Here is a 15,057-nt window from a genome sequence, read left to right as displayed (position 1 = left end):
ACGTTCGCCGGCTGCGCCCGAGCCGACTCAGAACCGGTGAGCAGAACCACCAGTGCCACGACCGCGATTCGGGTTCTCGTATGGGTCGACATCTCTACCCGTGCCTCCGGCGGCGGTCGCGCTTGCGGAAGAAGCTCAACAGCGCATCGAAGTGATCGCCATCCGTTCCCGCTTCGATCAAGTCGGCCTGACACCCGCGTGCGAGTTTGGCGAACGCTTCGTCGCGCACCTTCGTGGCAGCGGCGAACTCCTCCCGGACGCGCCGGTCACTGGTATCTACTAGCACTTGCTGACCGGTCTCGGCGTCTTGCAACCGCACCAACCCCACCGCGGGCCACACGCGCTCGCGCGGGTCGCTCGTGCGCACCGCGATCAGGTCGTGCTTGTGCGCGGCCCGGCGGAACGCCCCCTCGAACCCCTTTCCGATGAAGTCGCTCATGAAGAACACGATGGCCCGCCGGCGCTGCACTTTGTTGAGGTAGTCGAGCGCCGCGGCGAGGTCCGTTCCGGGGTGCTTGGGGTCGAACGCGAGGATGTCGCGCAGCAGCCGGAGGACGTGGCGCGGGCCTTTGTTCGGCGGGACGTAGCGCTCCACTTCGGACGAGAACGCGAGCAGCCCGACGCGGTCGTTGTTGCTCACCGCGCACAGCGCGAGCAGCGCCGCGAGCTCTGCCGCGGCCGAGCGCTTCGTGAGTTGCCGCGTGCCGAACCCCTGGCTCGCGGACACGTCCACCGCGAGGATCATCGTCAGCTCGCGCTCCTCGACGAACCGCTTGATGAACGGGTGCCCGACGCGCGCGGTCACGTTCCAGTCGATGGTCCGCACGTCGTCGCCGGCCTGGTACTCGCGCACCTCCTCGAACGACAGCCCGGCCCCCTTGAACGCGGAGTGGTACTCGCCGCCGAGGAGCGTTTGAACGAGCCGCCGGGCGCGGAGGTGCAGTCGGCGCACCTGACGAAGCACATCAGCAGGAAGCATGGGGCGGACGCTCCAGAGCGCGGGGACACGAAGTCACATTAGAGACGCACCGCGGCTCCGGCGCTCACTCGGTGGAGTAGAACCCGATCACCGCGCGCACGGCTTTGCGCCACGCCTGCAACTTCTTCGCGCGATCGGCCGCCGGCAACTTTGGCTCGAACCGTGTCGCGGCAGAGACCAGAGCACCGAGAGCGGATTCATCCGCCAGCCCCGCGCCGAGGGCCGCGAGGAACGCGGCGCCGAGGGCCGTCGATTCGCTCTGCGCCGCACGCGCGACCGGGCGCCCGAGCGCGTCCGCCTGGAACTGCAAGAACCAATCGTTCCGCGCCATTCCGCCGTCCACGCGCAGGAGACCGCCTTCCCCGGTTCCTTTCTCCGCCGCGTCAATCAAATCCGCCACCTGGAACGCGACGCCCTCCAGCGCCGCGCGCCCCAAGTCCGCGGCAGTCGTAGCCCGCGTCAGTCCGAAAATCACACCACGAGCTTCGGGAACCCAATGCGGCGCCCCCAAGCCCACGAACCCGGGCACGAACAGCACCGGTTCCGCGGGGTTCGACTCTTTCGCGAGTCGTTCCACATCCTCCGACGATTTGAACAGGCCCAGCCCGTCGCGCAACCACTGCACCGCTGCGCCCGCCACAAACACAGCGCCTTCGAGAGCGTACTTGGGCCGCGCATCGGTCATTGCGGCCACGGTGGTGAGCAACTTGTGCTTCGATGCCACCGCCGTGTCGCCGGTGTGGAGCAGGTAAAACGCCCCCGTGCCGTAGGTACACTTCGCCTCGCCGGGGGTGAAGCAGCCCTGCCCGAAGAGCGCGGCCTGCTGGTCGCCCGCGGCACCGCGGATCGGCACACCATCGGGGAGGAAGTCCAATCCCTTCGTGACGCCGTATTCCGCCACGCTCGACTTCACGTCCGGCAGCGCGGCTCGGGGTACGCCGAAGTAGCGGAGCAGTTCATCGTCCCACTGCATCGTGTGGATGTTGAACAGCAGCGTGCGGCTCGCGTTGGTCGCGTCGGTGGCGTGGACCGCGCCGCCCGTGAGCCGCCAAATGAGGAACGAATCGACCGTCCCGAACGCCAGTTCCCCGCGGTCCGCAACAACCTTCAACAGCGGCGTGCGCTCGAGCAACCACCGCAGCTTCGTGCCGGAAAAATACGGGTCGAGTACCAGTCCGGTCTTTGCGGTCAGTACCGGCTGATCGGCCGCGCGCTCGCGGCAGAAGTCGGTGGTACGGCGGTCCTGCCACACGATCGCGCGGTGAACCGGGCGCCCGCTGGCCCGGTCCCACGCGATCACCGTTTCGCGCTGGTTGGTGATCCCGATCGCGGCCACCGACTTCGCATCGCGGCCCGATTTCGCGAGCGCTTCGCGCACGGTGCGCGCGACCGAGTACCAGATGTCTTCCGGCTCGTGCTCCACCCAGCCGTCGTGCGGGTAGTGCTGTTCGATCTCCTGCTGTGCGGTACCGAGCACGTCGAACGTTTTTGCGTCGTACACCACGGCGCGCGAACTGGTGGTACCCTGATCGATCGCGAGAATAACGGGAGAGGGCATCGAGAGGCTCCGGCGAATATCCAGCGTTCGCGGCTCATGGTATCATTGCCGAGCCGTGAACGACACTACCAATGCCGGCTCCCCGTCCGCTCGTTCACCAGACGATACACGAACCGATCCACCTTGTTACGGGGCGGGGTGCGGCGGAGGAGCGACCGGGAGCCCGCGCGGTGCGGGTTTGGCCCGCACCAGCCGCGCCTTGGCTTCTGCGAGGCGCGCATCGGCGTGGTCCAGTAACTCCTGGCGGTCGACTCCGACCTCGACACGCAGCGCGACCAGTTCGCGCTCTTCCGAGCGCTGCTTCACGAGTTCTTCGAGCCGTTCGATCACGGCCGGCTTGTCCCCCTCGGCTTCCGCCAACTTGATGCGCGCCTCGGTCCATTCTGCTTCCGCAACGAGAACATCGAGCTTGCTGGCGAGGCCGCCCCCGAACCGCTTCTTGACGTATTCCAGGGCGCGCCCTTTGGCCGCCACCGCGTCGCGCAGCGGTTGCACGACTTCGGGAACGGGCGTTTGCTTCGGTTCCTCGATTTTCGTCTTCAGGCCATTGATAGCGACACGGAACCCACTGCGGGCGTGACTGTACCCCGCTTCGCCGACCCGGTAGCGCGACGCGGAACGAGACAGCCAGGGAGAAAACGCGGTCGTGCCGCCGCGGTGAACCGGTTTGCGATCCAAATCGAGTGCGATTTCCGAAACGTTGCCCGACATATCGAACAGGCCGAACGGGTTGGAACTCTTTTCGCCCACTGCGTGGCTCCGATCGTCGGAGTTCGTCTTGATCCACTCGTGGGCGCCGAGGGCTTCGGGGTCGGTGCCACAGTACCAAGGCGTTGCGGTTCCCGCGCGACACGCGAACTCCCACTGCGCTTCGGACGGGATGACGTAGGTCCGCCCGCCCTTCCGAGTGAGCCAAGCGCAGAACGCTTGCGCGTCGGCCAGTGTCACGAACACGACCGGGTGCTTGCGTGAAGGCACATACGCCGTGTTCTTCCAGGTGTGTTCGGGCTTCTGAACGTCGCGCCCACTGTTTTCGTCCCAGGCCCAACCGCCCCGGCCACTCGCTTCCGCCGTCGTGATGTAGCCCGTTTGCGTCACGAATAGCTCGAACTCCTCGCGCGTGACTTCATGAGAACCCATGTAGAACGGGGTATCGATCGTTACCTCTTTGGCGGGCGCTTCACTTTGAATTTCTTGATGCGCCCACGCCTCCGGGCCCGTTGCCTTGATCGCGGTCGCAACGGCTTCGGACGCGCTGCCGACCTGTATTCGCCCGGGCGGGATGAGCTGGAATTTCATGCCGATGGAGTTGGTATGTTCGACCGGCAGAACGAGGTGACGCGACCACAACTTCTGGAGCTCGCTCGCTTGAACCGCGTCGAACGACGCGGGCGCGGGCTGCGGTTCGGGCGACTCGATGTGGTCGGTGCGCTGGGGGTTGTCGCGCATGACGACCCGGATGGTGACCCACTCGCCGCGCTTGATCTCGAACCCCGGTGCGCGGTCGGCGCTCGTCCGCGACGAGTGGCCGGTGAGTGCTCCGTGCGTCGTGATCTCCCAGTGCCCCGCGGTCCGCTTGAGAGAGCGGAACCCCGGTTCGAGCTTGTACTTGCCCGGCGGCAATTTAATCTTGGGGTGCGCGCTCACATCGAACCAATCGGTGACCGCATCGTCACCCTGGTGAACAATCACCGATACCAGTTCGGGGTCCGGGACGACTTCGACTTCGCCTTGATCGCGCAAATACGCCACGATATTCGTGTGCCAAAAAATCGCGAACATGACATAGATCGATATTCCAATTTTCGCGGTCACCTCACCCACTTTGAGCCACTTCGGTGTGACCGGCACGGGAGGGGGGATCTGTTCGCCCCCGGTTTTAGGGGTCCGCCCGAGAAACGACAGCACCCCCGGGAACACGAGCGGTATCCACACCAAACCGATGAAAACTAATAAGGCCAGCGCCGGGTCCGGCATGAACAGAGCCGCGACGAAAGCCACGAGCATCACGAACAGAACCCGATTGAAGGGCCGAATCGGGGCCGGAGCAGGTGCGGGCTTGCCACTGGGGATACGCGCGACGTCCACTAACGTGCTGTGTTCCTGTAACTGGCGCTCACAGTCAGCGAGTACGGCGGCCACGTCCTTCGCGCTCTGGTACCGCTGGTCCGGGTCTTTCGCGTGCAGCTTCTCCACGATCCGGCACAGCCATTCCGGTATCTCGGGAATGACTTCCCGGATCGGGCGCGGGTCTTCGTCGCAGACGCGCTTCAACACGGCCAGTGTCCCGCTCGCGCGGAACGGCGGGCGCCCGGCGCACATCACGTAGAGCACGCTCCCGAGGCTGAACAGGTCGGCGCGGTGGTCGAGAGTATCTCCCCGCGCCTGCTCCGGGGCCATGTACATCGGCGTACCCGCCACGATCCCGCTCTGCGAAATGCTCGCGTCGTCCGCAGCTCGCGCGAGGCCGAAGTCGGTGATCTTCACCTGCTGGTGCGGGCCGATCAGCACGTTGGAGGGCTTGATGTCGCGGTGAACCAAGCCCTGCGCGTGGGCCGCGGCCAGCCCCTCGGCGAGCTGCCGGCTGATCCGCAGGATCTCCGCCACGTCTAACGGACCGGAACGGTCGAGGCGTTGTTGGAGCGTCTCGCCGGGCACGAACTCCATCACCAAGAACGGGAGCGGTTGCTCCTCGACCGCGTGGACCTGCACTACGTTTTCGTGCCGCACTCGGGCCGACGACCGGGCTTCGCGAATGAACCGCTTGCGCGCGGGTGATGTGGCCGCCATTTGCGGCGCGAGTACCTTCACCGCGACCACCCGCTGCAGCACGTCGTCGAACGCACGGAACACGATTCCGAACCCACCGCGCCCCAGCACTTCGAGCACCTCGTAGTGCCCGATTCGGCCGAGCGAATCCGGGCGCGATGGAGGCGCGAGAAACCGGAGCGCCTCGTCGGTGTCGGCAGGACCGGCGGAGTCGTGCGCCACGGTACGTGCGTCGGCGCGGTCCGGATCGGGCGCAGCGACCGCGGGGTGTTCGAGGAAGGAGCCCGCGCCCTCGTGGGCGTTGAGCAACCCTTCGATTCGCCGTCGGCGCTTCACATCACCGACACAGGCGCTAACTAAATACGTGGCCCGTTCGACCGGATCGGTCTTTTCGAGTGCGGTCGCGAAGATCGTTTCATCAGTCATGGCGGCTCCCCACAAAGGGCTCGGTGCCATCAATGCGAAAATGGGAGCAAAAGTGGCTCACGGAATTTCAGAAAGACGCGGAACAGCCACACAACGAAAACAGCGACGACACGATTGGGACCAATCCACGAAGTCCGCCGCCCCAGATTCGCTCGCCGCGTGGCTAACATGGCTAACATGGCGCCCGCGCTGGAGGGAATTTCGGGGGGCGTGTTACCCAACATCACACGAGCAGCGAACTCCCGCAAACACTACGATTTCAGCAACTCCAGGGTTGCCTCCCTCGTCCGGTGCGCCTCGACACTAACAATTGCTAACATTTTCGTGGTACCGAGCCGGTTCCCGCCCGAAAGCACGCACCGAGCATCTTACAGACGATTGATGCGTGCCCCTTACGAACAATGCTACCACAACCCAAATAGTGAACGCAAGAACAAATCCCATTTGCGCGCGAACGATTTCGCGCTCACCAAGTTCGCGGCGATCTCAACTATTCTGCGTCTTCCGGGTGCGGCGCCTCGCCACTCATTCGCTGGTACAACCACGCCTTGCCGTACACCCAGTGCCGCTTCGCGGTGGCCGGGGAAATGCCCAGCGCCTCGGCCGCCTGCTCGATGGTCAGGCCCACGAAGTACCGGAGCTTCACAAGTTCGGCTTTTTGTGGTTCGAGGACCGCGAACGCATCGAGAGCCTCATCGAGTGCGACCAGATCCTCGTTCGGGCGCGGGGCCACAATGGACACGTCGTTCGCATCGAGGCGGTTCAGGTCGCCGCCGTGCTTCGCCGACCGTTTCTTGCGCGCGGCGTCGACGAGAATCCGGCGCATCGCTTCGGCCGCGGCCGCGAAGAAGTGCCCGCGGTGGTCGAATTGCTGCTCGTGCCCGAGTCGCAGGTACGCCTCATGAACGAGAGCGGTGGCTTCGAGCGTGTGGCCGGGCTTCTCGGCCGCGAGCTTCGCCGCCGCGAGCCGGCGCAACTCATCGTACACGAGCGGGAGAAGTTCCGCGGCCCCGGCCGTGCCCGCCCGGATGTCGTCCAGAACGCGGGTGATCTCGTTCATGGAAGTGAGGATAAACGTCGCGACCGCTCCGGGCAACGGAATGACGTCTCACGGCCCGAGGAAGGCGCGAGCCATCGCTGCGTACTCGGCGGCGTCCTGCTGCTTTGCTTGCAATTGCCCTTCCCAGAGTTGAAGTTCGGAGATTAAAGCGGGGTTGGTTGTTACTTCTTGACGTAGGAGGACACATAACCGAACGAGAGCTTCAAGGTCTTGCAACCGCTTACGGCGATTCTCAGCCAATTCCTCGCGGTTCAGTCCGAGCACGTCGATGGTGGCCTCGCCCTCGCGACATCCTTTCACAGCGAAGGCGTACTCCTCGCGGAAACCAATGTAATCCGGCGGGTTATGCGTAGCCGGATCGATGAGCAGCGGTTCTTCGTTCGCGAGGTTGTGATTGTGTGAGCGGGCGCGGCTGCGTCCGTCTTTCAACGGGAATAGGTTCCGCTTGAATCGTTGATTGCAGAGTTGGCACGAGTAGAAGAGGTTCAACCACTCGTAGGCGAGCCAGTAGTAGCCGGGGTATTTAAGGGTGTCGGCTTCGCGTTGCTTGTACGCGCCCTTTGGCCGAAAGTGCTCGATGTCGCCGTAACCGGTGTGCGTGAAGTGTGATTCGCAGAACGCGCACTTGGAATGTTGTGCAGTTCGGAGGATGTCTTTCACTTCTTCCGCGGCGTAGATGGCGTCGGCGAATGTGAATGTGCGAGCCCCACTGCGGAAATCATCCTTCGCCGCATCATACTCATCGCAATGATGTTGCCTCTGAGTCGCCCCTCGGGAGGCCAAAACGGGCGGCGGCGCGACGAGCTTCACGACGCGAATCATGAGGCGGGCTTTCGCTCCTTGGCCAAGCTTTCGAGCAGACTCAGCATCTTCTGCCGGTCCTCGATCTCTTTGGTCGTCTCTCCCATCGGAAGCTCGCCGATCTGCGCATTCAATTCGGTCAACCGGCGTTTGTCGGCCGCAGTTTGCTTCGGCTTCGTGAGCAGGGCTTTTCTCTCCAGCAGTAGAGCTTCAACTTGCGGAGGACGGGCGGTTTCCAAACCGAACAAATCGCTCGTCAAAATCTGGTCGATGCGCCAGTTGCGGATGTTGTCCACTTCGTTGTCGATGATGACGTGATCGCCCTCGCGCCGCAGCACCGCCAAGTTCGCGTCGGCCGCGGCCTGCGCAACGAGCGGGCTGTGTGCGGTGGCGATGAACTGCGTGTTCGGGAACCGCTCCGTGAGGAAGCTCATCAGTTTCCGCTGCCATTTCGGGTGTAAGTGCAGATCGATCTCATCCACAAGCACCACGGCCGGTTCCGTGAGTGGATTCGCACTGTCGGGATAACGCTCGGCCATGCGGTTCGCGAGGTCGGCGACCCACGTAATGAGCGTCTGGTAGCCGTACCCAAGCTGACGCAGTGGAACCCAACCGTAAGGCGTCTGGAACTCTGCCCGCGGTTTCGGATTCGGTCCACTTGTAGTCGTGAGGCGAATGTCGGTGATCTCGCCATCTGGCATGATCGCAAGAAGCAGATCCTTCGCCTGCGTGAGCCGCTCTCGTGCATCCTTTCTCTTCGATGCTTTTACGGCAGCGTAGTCGAGGCGAATTAACCATTCCTCGGGATTGCGAAGTTCAGCACTATCCGAGAAGAGTGTTGCAGTTGGGTCGTCAAAACCTGACTCACGCGGGGCTGCCGTCCCAATGTGCCGACCGGCACCGTAAGCACAACACCAAGGTGGTGGTAAGCCACTATCAGAGCCGTAGATCAAAGAGTCTAGATCACCTCCACCTTCGCCCGTGACCAATAGCGACCACCCACCGTGCTCAAGTGGGACACGTCCCACGCCTTTTGCCAATACAACATCGACCGAAAGGCGAGCTTCCCGGTTTTTACCATTGAGCAATGTCTCAACTGGCAGTTCAAAAAATCGGGCGTGTGGCTCACTCTCACCTTCGGAAAGCAGATATCTTGGGAGGTGTTCAAACCCAACCAACGACTGCAGCAGCGTCGTCTTTCCGGTTCCGTTCAGTCCGAGGATGATCGTCCACGGCGCGGGCTTGCCGTTGCCGTCGGAGAGATCGAGCGTTTGCTTCGGCCCGAAGCAGCGGACGTTCTCCAGACTCAGTGACAGGAAGTAGGCGGCTTGGCGCTCCGGTTCGCCGGGTGGGGGCGATGCGGCACCTTTGGTCGGCTTCCCAGACGTTCCGTTCCGCTGGGCCATGTCGTTGCGGGTGTTGGGGTGTGAAATGAAACCGTATTCACTTTACCGCTCCAGCGCGGCGCTGACGAGTCGAACACGCCCGATGCACCAGCGCGAACGAAAGGTGAACCGCGTTCCGTGGCGTCACAAGTACACTTGCGCGGGCGCGGTGGGTATTATGGCGGCTCCCGTTCGCAACCGGAGAAGTCTGCCATGCCGCGTTTCGCGCTCGCTGTGTTCGCCCTCGCTGCGTTTCCACCACTAACTTTCGCACAAAACATTGAACTATCTGTCGATGCGTCCGAGGTGTCGCGCAAGGTCGTTCACGTCCGCGAGGTGATCCCGACCGCGCCGGGGCCGGTCGCGCTGCACTACCCGAAGTGGATTCCGGGTCGGCACCGACCGGTGGGCCAGATCGCGAACGTGACCGAATTTCGCGTGCGCGCCGGCGGGAAGGCGATCGACTGGAAGCGCGATGACGCGGACCCGTTCACCATCAACTGCACGGTGCCGGATGGGGCCACGTCCATCGAAGTGACCTTCGACCTGCTGCTCGCGGCCGGTGCCGAGGGCGGGGCGATGTTCATGACGGTCGCGTCGCCGAAGGTCATGACGATGAACTGGAACGACGTGCTCGTGTACCCCAAATTGGCGAAGCCGCTGGGCCTCACGTTCGACGCCACGGTAAAGCTGCCAGAGAAGTGGAAGTACGGCACCGCACTGGTGCCGCGCGAGGAGAAAGACGGGCGGGTCGCGTTCAAAGAGGTCACGCTGGAAGCGCTCATCGATTCGCCGCTCCTGGCGGGCGAAAACGTGCGCATCGTTCCCATCGGCGCGGGGCAAGAGGGGCAACTCCACCGCGTGGTGCTCGCGTGCGACAGCCCGGACGGGCTCGAAGTGCCCGAAGCCACCCTCAAGGCGTGGAACAAGTTGCCCGGCGAGGCCGCAGCGCTGTTCGGCCCGGCGAAGCCGTACCGCGACTACACGTTCCTGCTCGGGCTGAGCAACCACATTCCCCGGGCCGGGATCGAGCACCACCAGTCGAGCGACAACCGGTTGGCCGAACTCGCACTCGTCAAGGCCAGCGAGCGCAAGGCCGCGGCCACACTGTTCCCGCACGAGTTCGTTCACGCCTGGAACGGCAAGTTTCGGCGCCCGGCCGACATGATTATGCCCGACTACCAGAAGCCCCAGCAGACGCGCCTGCTGTGGGTCTACGAGGGCCTGACCAACTACCTCGGGTGGCGGCTCGCCGCGCGCTCCGGTTTACTCACCGCTGAAGAAGCGCGCGACTACCTCGCCATGACCGCCGCGCGCATGACGAACGTGAAGGCCCGCGGTTGGCGCCCGCTCGACGACACCGCCGCGGCCGCGAGCACGCTCTTCGACGCGACCGGGGCGTGGCGCTCCGCGCGCCGGGCCGTGGACTTCTACGACGAGGGCACGCTGCTGTGGCTCGAAGTCGATGTGCTCATCCGCACGCAAACGAAGGGCGCGAAGTCGATCGATGACTTCTGCGCGGCCTTCTTCGGGAACGGCACCGGAGCGCCGGTGGTGCGCGGGTACAATCTCGAAAACGTCATTGATGCGCTCAACGCGGTCGCTGAACGCGACTGGAAGGCGTACTTCGCGCGCCGAGTCGAAGTTCCGGCGGAAGCACCGCCGCTCGAAGGCATCACCGAAGGCGGATGGAAGCTCGCCTACACCGAGAAGCCCACCGATCTGTTCACCACGATGGAGGGACTCGCGAAGGGTGTCAACCTGACCGACTCGGTCGGGTTCGCGGTGAGCGCGGAGGGGCTCGTGGGCGACGTCGTGCCGAACTCGGCCGCCGCGAAAGCGGGCCTCGCGCCGGGGATGAAGCTGATCGCGGTCAACGGGCGCCGGTTCGCAACAGACAACCTGAAGGCCGCCGTCGCCGCAACCAAGACTAGCGGGACGCTCGAACTGCTCGCCGAGAGCGGCGATTTCTTCAAAACGCACGCGCTCGACTACAAGGGCGGGGCGCGCTACCCGCGCTTGGAGAAGGCCGAGGGCAAGACGGACGTGCTGGCCGAAGTCGTGAAGCCGAAAACGAAGTAAAAGAGCAGCAAAACGCGCGTTCTCTTGCGCCGGAGTCGGCACCACCTGGACGACCGACCATTGTGTTTTGGTTTGGTGGCACACGCCAGAGGCGTGTGCCACCAAACCAAAACCGAACCCATCAATTCAACACAGTAACACGGGCGCTCATCAACCCTTACCGCCCGGTGCGGCGAAAGCAATCCGCGGATCGAAAACTCGTGCGGGGTCGGTGCCGGCCATTGTTGCCAATTGTTTGCGCGCGGTAATGCGCAAACTGGTGCCAGATATGATTGTGAAGTGAAGTTTTTCGCCGTTCTAGACGCGGTGTGTCGGTCGCGTATAACTCACCCCACTCGACAGGTGCCCCCGCCGTTCTCGCGGCGGGGGTGAAAAGGGAAGCCGGTGAGAATCCGGCGCAGGGCCGCTGCTGTATTCGGCTAAGGGAACGGGCACCAGTGCCACTGCGGGGTCATCCCGTGGGAAGGCCGCTCGAACCCGATAGAAGCCGTGAGCCAGAAGACCTGCCTGTCGCAGTCAGTCGTTCGGTGCCTCGGACCCCAGGCGACCGGACCGGCAGGTCTTCTCGTCTGCGCGCGTGCGCAGCGCTGCCCGTCCGACCCGGTTCGTAGGCGTTTCCTCGCCCGGCCCGGCGAAGAAGGAGCAGCCCGTGCGTTTCCCGTTCCCGGCGCGGCCGCGCGCCGCGCATCGCGGTTTCACCCAGGTCGAACTCCTCCTCACAAATCGCGCGCGGCGCGATTCTCACCGGTCCGTTACGGCCCGTGGTTACGCGGGCGGCAGGAACACCGGCACGAGCGACGCGACTTTCGGAACGAACTGACGGCCGGCGCGTGGCCGCGTCCCTGCTCCCGCCACGTGGCGGGCCGGGGGCGGTTCCGCGCCTCGGGGTGTCGTCGATCGGGTCGCTCACCCCGCGGCCCGGTCCGACGGCAATTGACCCGGAGAGCCGCCGGCCGTTCGAGTGGGGTTGCCCCCGGCACCGGGGGAACGGAGGTTCGCGTGTTCAGGCAATTGGTTCTTTGTCTCGGCGCATTCGTGGGACTGGCGGGCACGGCGCAGGCCGGGTTCGTTACGTCTCTCGATGATGTTGATGTGTGGGTGGGGACGGGCAGCAACCGCGCCGCGTTCGTGGTGGACTGGAAGACCTTTTCCGGAACCTCGTCGTTCATCTGGGGGTACCGGTGGGACGGCGCGGCGACGGGGGAGGACATGCTCCGGGCGCTCGCCGCGTCCAACACCGGGCTCTACGCCAACCTCGGGGATTTTGGGTCGGGGTTGGGGTTCGCGCTGTTCGGGATCGGGTTCGATGCGAACCACAACGGCGTGTTCGGTGTGTCGCCGGCGCTCACGTTCACGAACGGCATCGCGTCCGCGGACCGGGACGGTGGGTTGGCGGACGGGCGAGCGCCGACCGACCCGGGTGACTTCTACCGGGAAGGGTGGTGGACCGGGTACTGGAGTTACTGGATCAAGCCGGACGCGGCGTCCGACTGGGGGTACAGCGACACGGGGATGTCCGGTCGCGCTCTGAAGGACGGTTCATGGGACGGGTGGAGTTTCGCGGCCGGGTTCGATGCCGGTCCGCCCTCCCCGGCATCAAACCCGTCGGTCGTCTCGACGCCAGAACCGAGCAGTTGGATTCTGCTCGTGATCGGCGCCGGTACCCTCATCGTCTACGCGCGACGCCAGCGAGTTATTGCCCCGGCCCCACAGGTGTAGTTTGGTAGTTCCATACGGTGCGGTCGCGAAGTTGCTCAAGGAGCGCGCGGGAGAGAAGTAAGTTTCGGATCGTGCGCGGGTGGCACGCTCGTCGGAGCGCGCCACCAACACAGTTCGCCTTATTGCTTCACAAAGCGGTAAATACCCTTACCATTGGCAGCAACGATGAGGAAGTACATCTCGCCCTGCTCGTCCTCACCGAACGACAGCACCGGCTTTTCCGGGTCTTTGATCGTCCGGTTCGCGGTCACGCGCTTCGCGGTTTCGTCGTACTTCAGCGCCCAGATCTTGGACGTGACGTAGTCCGCGTACAGGTAGTGCCCCTCCAGTTCCGGGAGCGCCTTCCCGCGGTACACCCCGCCGCCCGTGATCGACTTGCCCACGTTGTGGTGGTACTCCCAGATCGGGTCGATGAGGTCCTTCCGCGGCCCGACACCCTTCGGGCCGAACGGGTGGAGCGATTCGCGGATGTTCCAACCGTAGTTTCCACCCTTCTCGATGATGTTGATCTCTTCGTACAGGTTCTGGCCCACTTCGCCGGCCCAGAGCTTACCCGTCTTACGGTCGAAGCTCATGCGCCAGATGTTGCGGATGCCGTAGGCCCAGATTTCCGGCCGCGCGCCCTTCGTGTCCACAAAGGGGTTGTCCTTCGGCACGGCGTAGTTCTTCCCCTCGTCCTTCTTGTCGATGTCGAGGCGCAGGATCTTCCCATAGAGGGCGCCCAGGTTCTGCCCGTTCTCCTGCGGGTCGCCGCCCTGACCGCCGTCCCCGTGGATGACGTACAGGTAGCCGTCCGGCCCGAAGCACAAGGTTCCGCCGTCGTGGTTCCAGAACAGCTTGTTCTCGAACCGGATGATCTGCTCCTCGGAAGCGGGGTCGAGTTTGGTCGGGTCGGTCTTGTTGAGCCGGAACCGCGACACCACGTTGACCTTGTTCTCCTTCTTGGGCGTGTAGAAGACGAAGACCTCGCCCTTCTCCTTGAACTTCGGGTGGAACGCCATACCGAGGAACCCTTCCTCGTTGGTGTTGTCGTTGTACTTCACGCGATCCTGGATATCGAGGAACACCTTCGTCTCGGTGGCCTTCTGATCGTTAGCGAACACATGAACCACGCCGTGCTGCGTGCCGACGAACACGCGGTTGCTGCCGTCGCCCGCGTGCGTGAGTACCAGCGGGCGGAGCGGGTTCGGCCGGCCCGAGGCCGTTTCCGGGTTCCACCCGGTCCACTTGAGGTCCGGGAACGCGACGTCCGTCTTCAGCGCCAGCGGGCTCTCATCAACCGGCGCCCCCGGTACTTGCGCGGGAATCGCGCTCAAGGTACCGCCCTTCATGTCGGGCACGAGGATGAACTTGCCGGTCGCATCAAGGCACGTGTCCGCGGCCGACTGGAAGCCCTCGGCCGCGAGCACGGGCTTGTCCCCCGGGCGCGGGATGACGAACAGCTTGCCCGCCTGGTGGCACGAAACGAACAGCCGGCCGTAGTGGTCCCAGGTGAGGCCGTCGGCACCGGGGAGCCCGTCGGCGATCTTCTCGTTGCTGCCGTCGACCAGTTTGATGCGGTGCAGCGTGCCCGCACCGAAGTCCGCGAGGATCAGGTGCGAGGAGCCGTCCAGCGTGAGGCCGTTGGGCGTGTTCAGCCCTGGCAACTTCTTCTCGTCCACCACGAGCGAGACGCCGCCCTTCTGGTTAATGCGGTACACGGCCCCGCCGCTCCCCTTCGCACCGGAATCGCTCACGTAGACCAGGCCGTTCTCCGGGTCCACGACGACGTCGTTCAGGTACTTCGGTTCGACCGGGAACGCTTTCGCGGCGGCGAACACGTCCGACTTACCGGTCTGGCGGTTGATGCGCAACACCTTCGTTTTGTCGGTCACGAACAGCCAGTTCTGGAAGAGCGCGATGCCCTTGGGGTCATCAAGATCTTTGACGAACGGAGTGACTTTACCGTTCTCGATCGTGACGACGGCCCCGTCGCCGTCCTTATCGAACTCACCGATCACGGTGACGTAAATCTTGCCGTCCGGCCCGACGACGACCGACTCGGGATTCACCAGCCCCGTAGCGAGGGGCGTGGGTAGCTCCGCGGCCGACACCGGCGCGACGAGCAGGAGCGCGGCGAGAGAGAGGTAGCGCGTCATGTGGTGGTGGTCCTCGCGAATTGATGGGTGCCGAAATAGTGTCACCAGATGCCGCGCCGGGGACAAGGGGGGGCCGGGCATTCGCGCGCGCATTTCACTTGCCCCGATCGCCGCGCCGGGGCATTATTGTGTGTTCCCGC

Annotated in this window: 9 protein-coding genes and 1 riboswitch; of the genes, 2 read left to right on the top strand and 7 right to left on the bottom strand. The window is 64.2% G+C overall.

Going from position 1 to position 15,057, the window contains the following annotated elements:
- Nucleotides 1-94 precede the first annotated feature (94 nt).
- The 6 genes from J8F10_RS30590 to J8F10_RS30565 form a co-directional block, all read right to left on the bottom strand.
- Nucleotides 95-979 carry a DUF58 domain-containing protein gene (locus J8F10_RS30590; RefSeq protein ID WP_210660336.1) on the bottom strand — a complete coding sequence of 295 codons (885 nt, stop codon included), beginning with the start codon at nucleotides 977-979 and terminating at the stop codon, nucleotides 95-97.
- A 64-nt stretch (nucleotides 980-1,043) separates the two neighbouring features.
- Nucleotides 1,044-2,537 (bottom strand): glycerol kinase GlpK, encoded by a 1,494-nt coding sequence (glpK, locus tag J8F10_RS30585; RefSeq protein WP_210660333.1) that lies wholly within the window; start codon nucleotides 2,535-2,537, stop codon nucleotides 1,044-1,046.
- Between the two features lie 126 nt (nucleotides 2,538-2,663).
- A complete protein-coding gene (locus tag J8F10_RS30580; protein ID WP_210660331.1) occupies nucleotides 2,664-5,732 on the bottom strand; it encodes a bifunctional serine/threonine-protein kinase/formylglycine-generating enzyme family protein in 3,069 nt (1,022 codons plus the stop codon).
- A gap of 490 nt (nucleotides 5,733-6,222) precedes the next feature.
- Complete coding sequence (locus J8F10_RS30575; RefSeq protein WP_210660329.1) at nucleotides 6,223-6,792, bottom strand: ECF-type sigma factor; 570 nt, start codon at nucleotides 6,790-6,792, stop codon at nucleotides 6,223-6,225.
- A 48-nt stretch (nucleotides 6,793-6,840) separates the two neighbouring features.
- On the bottom strand, nucleotides 6,841-7,614 hold the full coding sequence (locus J8F10_RS30570; protein WP_210660327.1) for a hypothetical protein: 774 nt from the start codon (nucleotides 7,612-7,614) through the stop codon (nucleotides 6,841-6,843).
- Nucleotides 7,611-8,999, bottom strand: coding sequence for an AAA family ATPase (locus J8F10_RS30565; RefSeq protein WP_210660325.1), 1,389 nt, complete (start codon nucleotides 8,997-8,999; stop codon nucleotides 7,611-7,613). Before J8F10_RS30565 ends, J8F10_RS30570 begins: the two co-directional genes overlap by 4 nt.
- Before the next feature lie 192 nt (nucleotides 9,000-9,191).
- On the opposite strand from J8F10_RS30565, the gene J8F10_RS30560 reads away from it, so the two are divergent.
- Complete coding sequence (locus J8F10_RS30560; RefSeq protein ID WP_210660323.1) at nucleotides 9,192-11,060, top strand: M61 family metallopeptidase; 1,869 nt, start codon at nucleotides 9,192-9,194, stop codon at nucleotides 11,058-11,060.
- 323 nt (nucleotides 11,061-11,383) lie between these two features.
- Nucleotides 11,384-11,585, top strand: a riboswitch (cobalamin riboswitch).
- Nucleotides 11,586-12,059: 474 nt separating this feature from the next.
- Nucleotides 12,060-12,779 (top strand): PEP-CTERM sorting domain-containing protein, encoded by a 720-nt coding sequence (locus tag J8F10_RS40450; protein WP_210660322.1) that lies wholly within the window; start codon nucleotides 12,060-12,062, stop codon nucleotides 12,777-12,779.
- A 119-nt stretch (nucleotides 12,780-12,898) separates the two neighbouring features.
- On the opposite strand, the gene J8F10_RS30550 is transcribed toward J8F10_RS40450, so the two are convergent.
- Entirely contained in the window at nucleotides 12,899-14,917 is a 2,019-nt protein-coding gene (locus J8F10_RS30550) for a PQQ-dependent sugar dehydrogenase (RefSeq protein ID WP_210660321.1), read from the bottom strand.
- Nucleotides 14,918-15,057: the final 140 nt, after the last annotated feature.

It is taken from the genome of Gemmata palustris (assembly GCF_017939745.1).
In the GTDB taxonomy this organism is placed as follows: domain Bacteria; phylum Planctomycetota; class Planctomycetia; order Gemmatales; family Gemmataceae; genus Gemmata; species Gemmata palustris.
This window is presented reverse-complemented; position numbering and strand designations above follow the sequence as displayed.

Excerpts from the sequence above, each read along its gene's own strand:
- J8F10_RS30590 (WP_210660336.1), bottom strand. The coding sequence starts at position 979 with ATGCTTCCTGCTGATGTGCTTCGTCAGGTGCGCCGACTGCACCTCCGC.
- glpK (WP_210660333.1), bottom strand. The coding sequence starts at position 2,537 with ATGCCCTCTCCCGTTATTCTCGCGATCGATCAGGGTACCACCAGTTCG.
- J8F10_RS30580 (WP_210660331.1), bottom strand. The coding sequence starts at position 5,732 with ATGACTGATGAAACGATCTTCGCGACCGCACTCGAAAAGACCGATCCG.
- J8F10_RS30575 (WP_210660329.1), bottom strand. The coding sequence starts at position 6,792 with ATGAACGAGATCACCCGCGTTCTGGACGACATCCGGGCGGGCACGGCC.
- J8F10_RS30570 (WP_210660327.1), bottom strand. The coding sequence starts at position 7,614 with ATGATTCGCGTCGTGAAGCTCGTCGCGCCGCCGCCCGTTTTGGCCTCC.
- J8F10_RS30565 (WP_210660325.1), bottom strand. The coding sequence starts at position 8,999 with ATGGCCCAGCGGAACGGAACGTCTGGGAAGCCGACCAAAGGTGCCGCA.
- J8F10_RS30560 (WP_210660323.1), top strand. The coding sequence starts at position 9,192 with ATGCCGCGTTTCGCGCTCGCTGTGTTCGCCCTCGCTGCGTTTCCACCA.
- J8F10_RS30550 (WP_210660321.1), bottom strand. The coding sequence starts at position 14,917 with ATGACGCGCTACCTCTCTCTCGCCGCGCTCCTGCTCGTCGCGCCGGTG.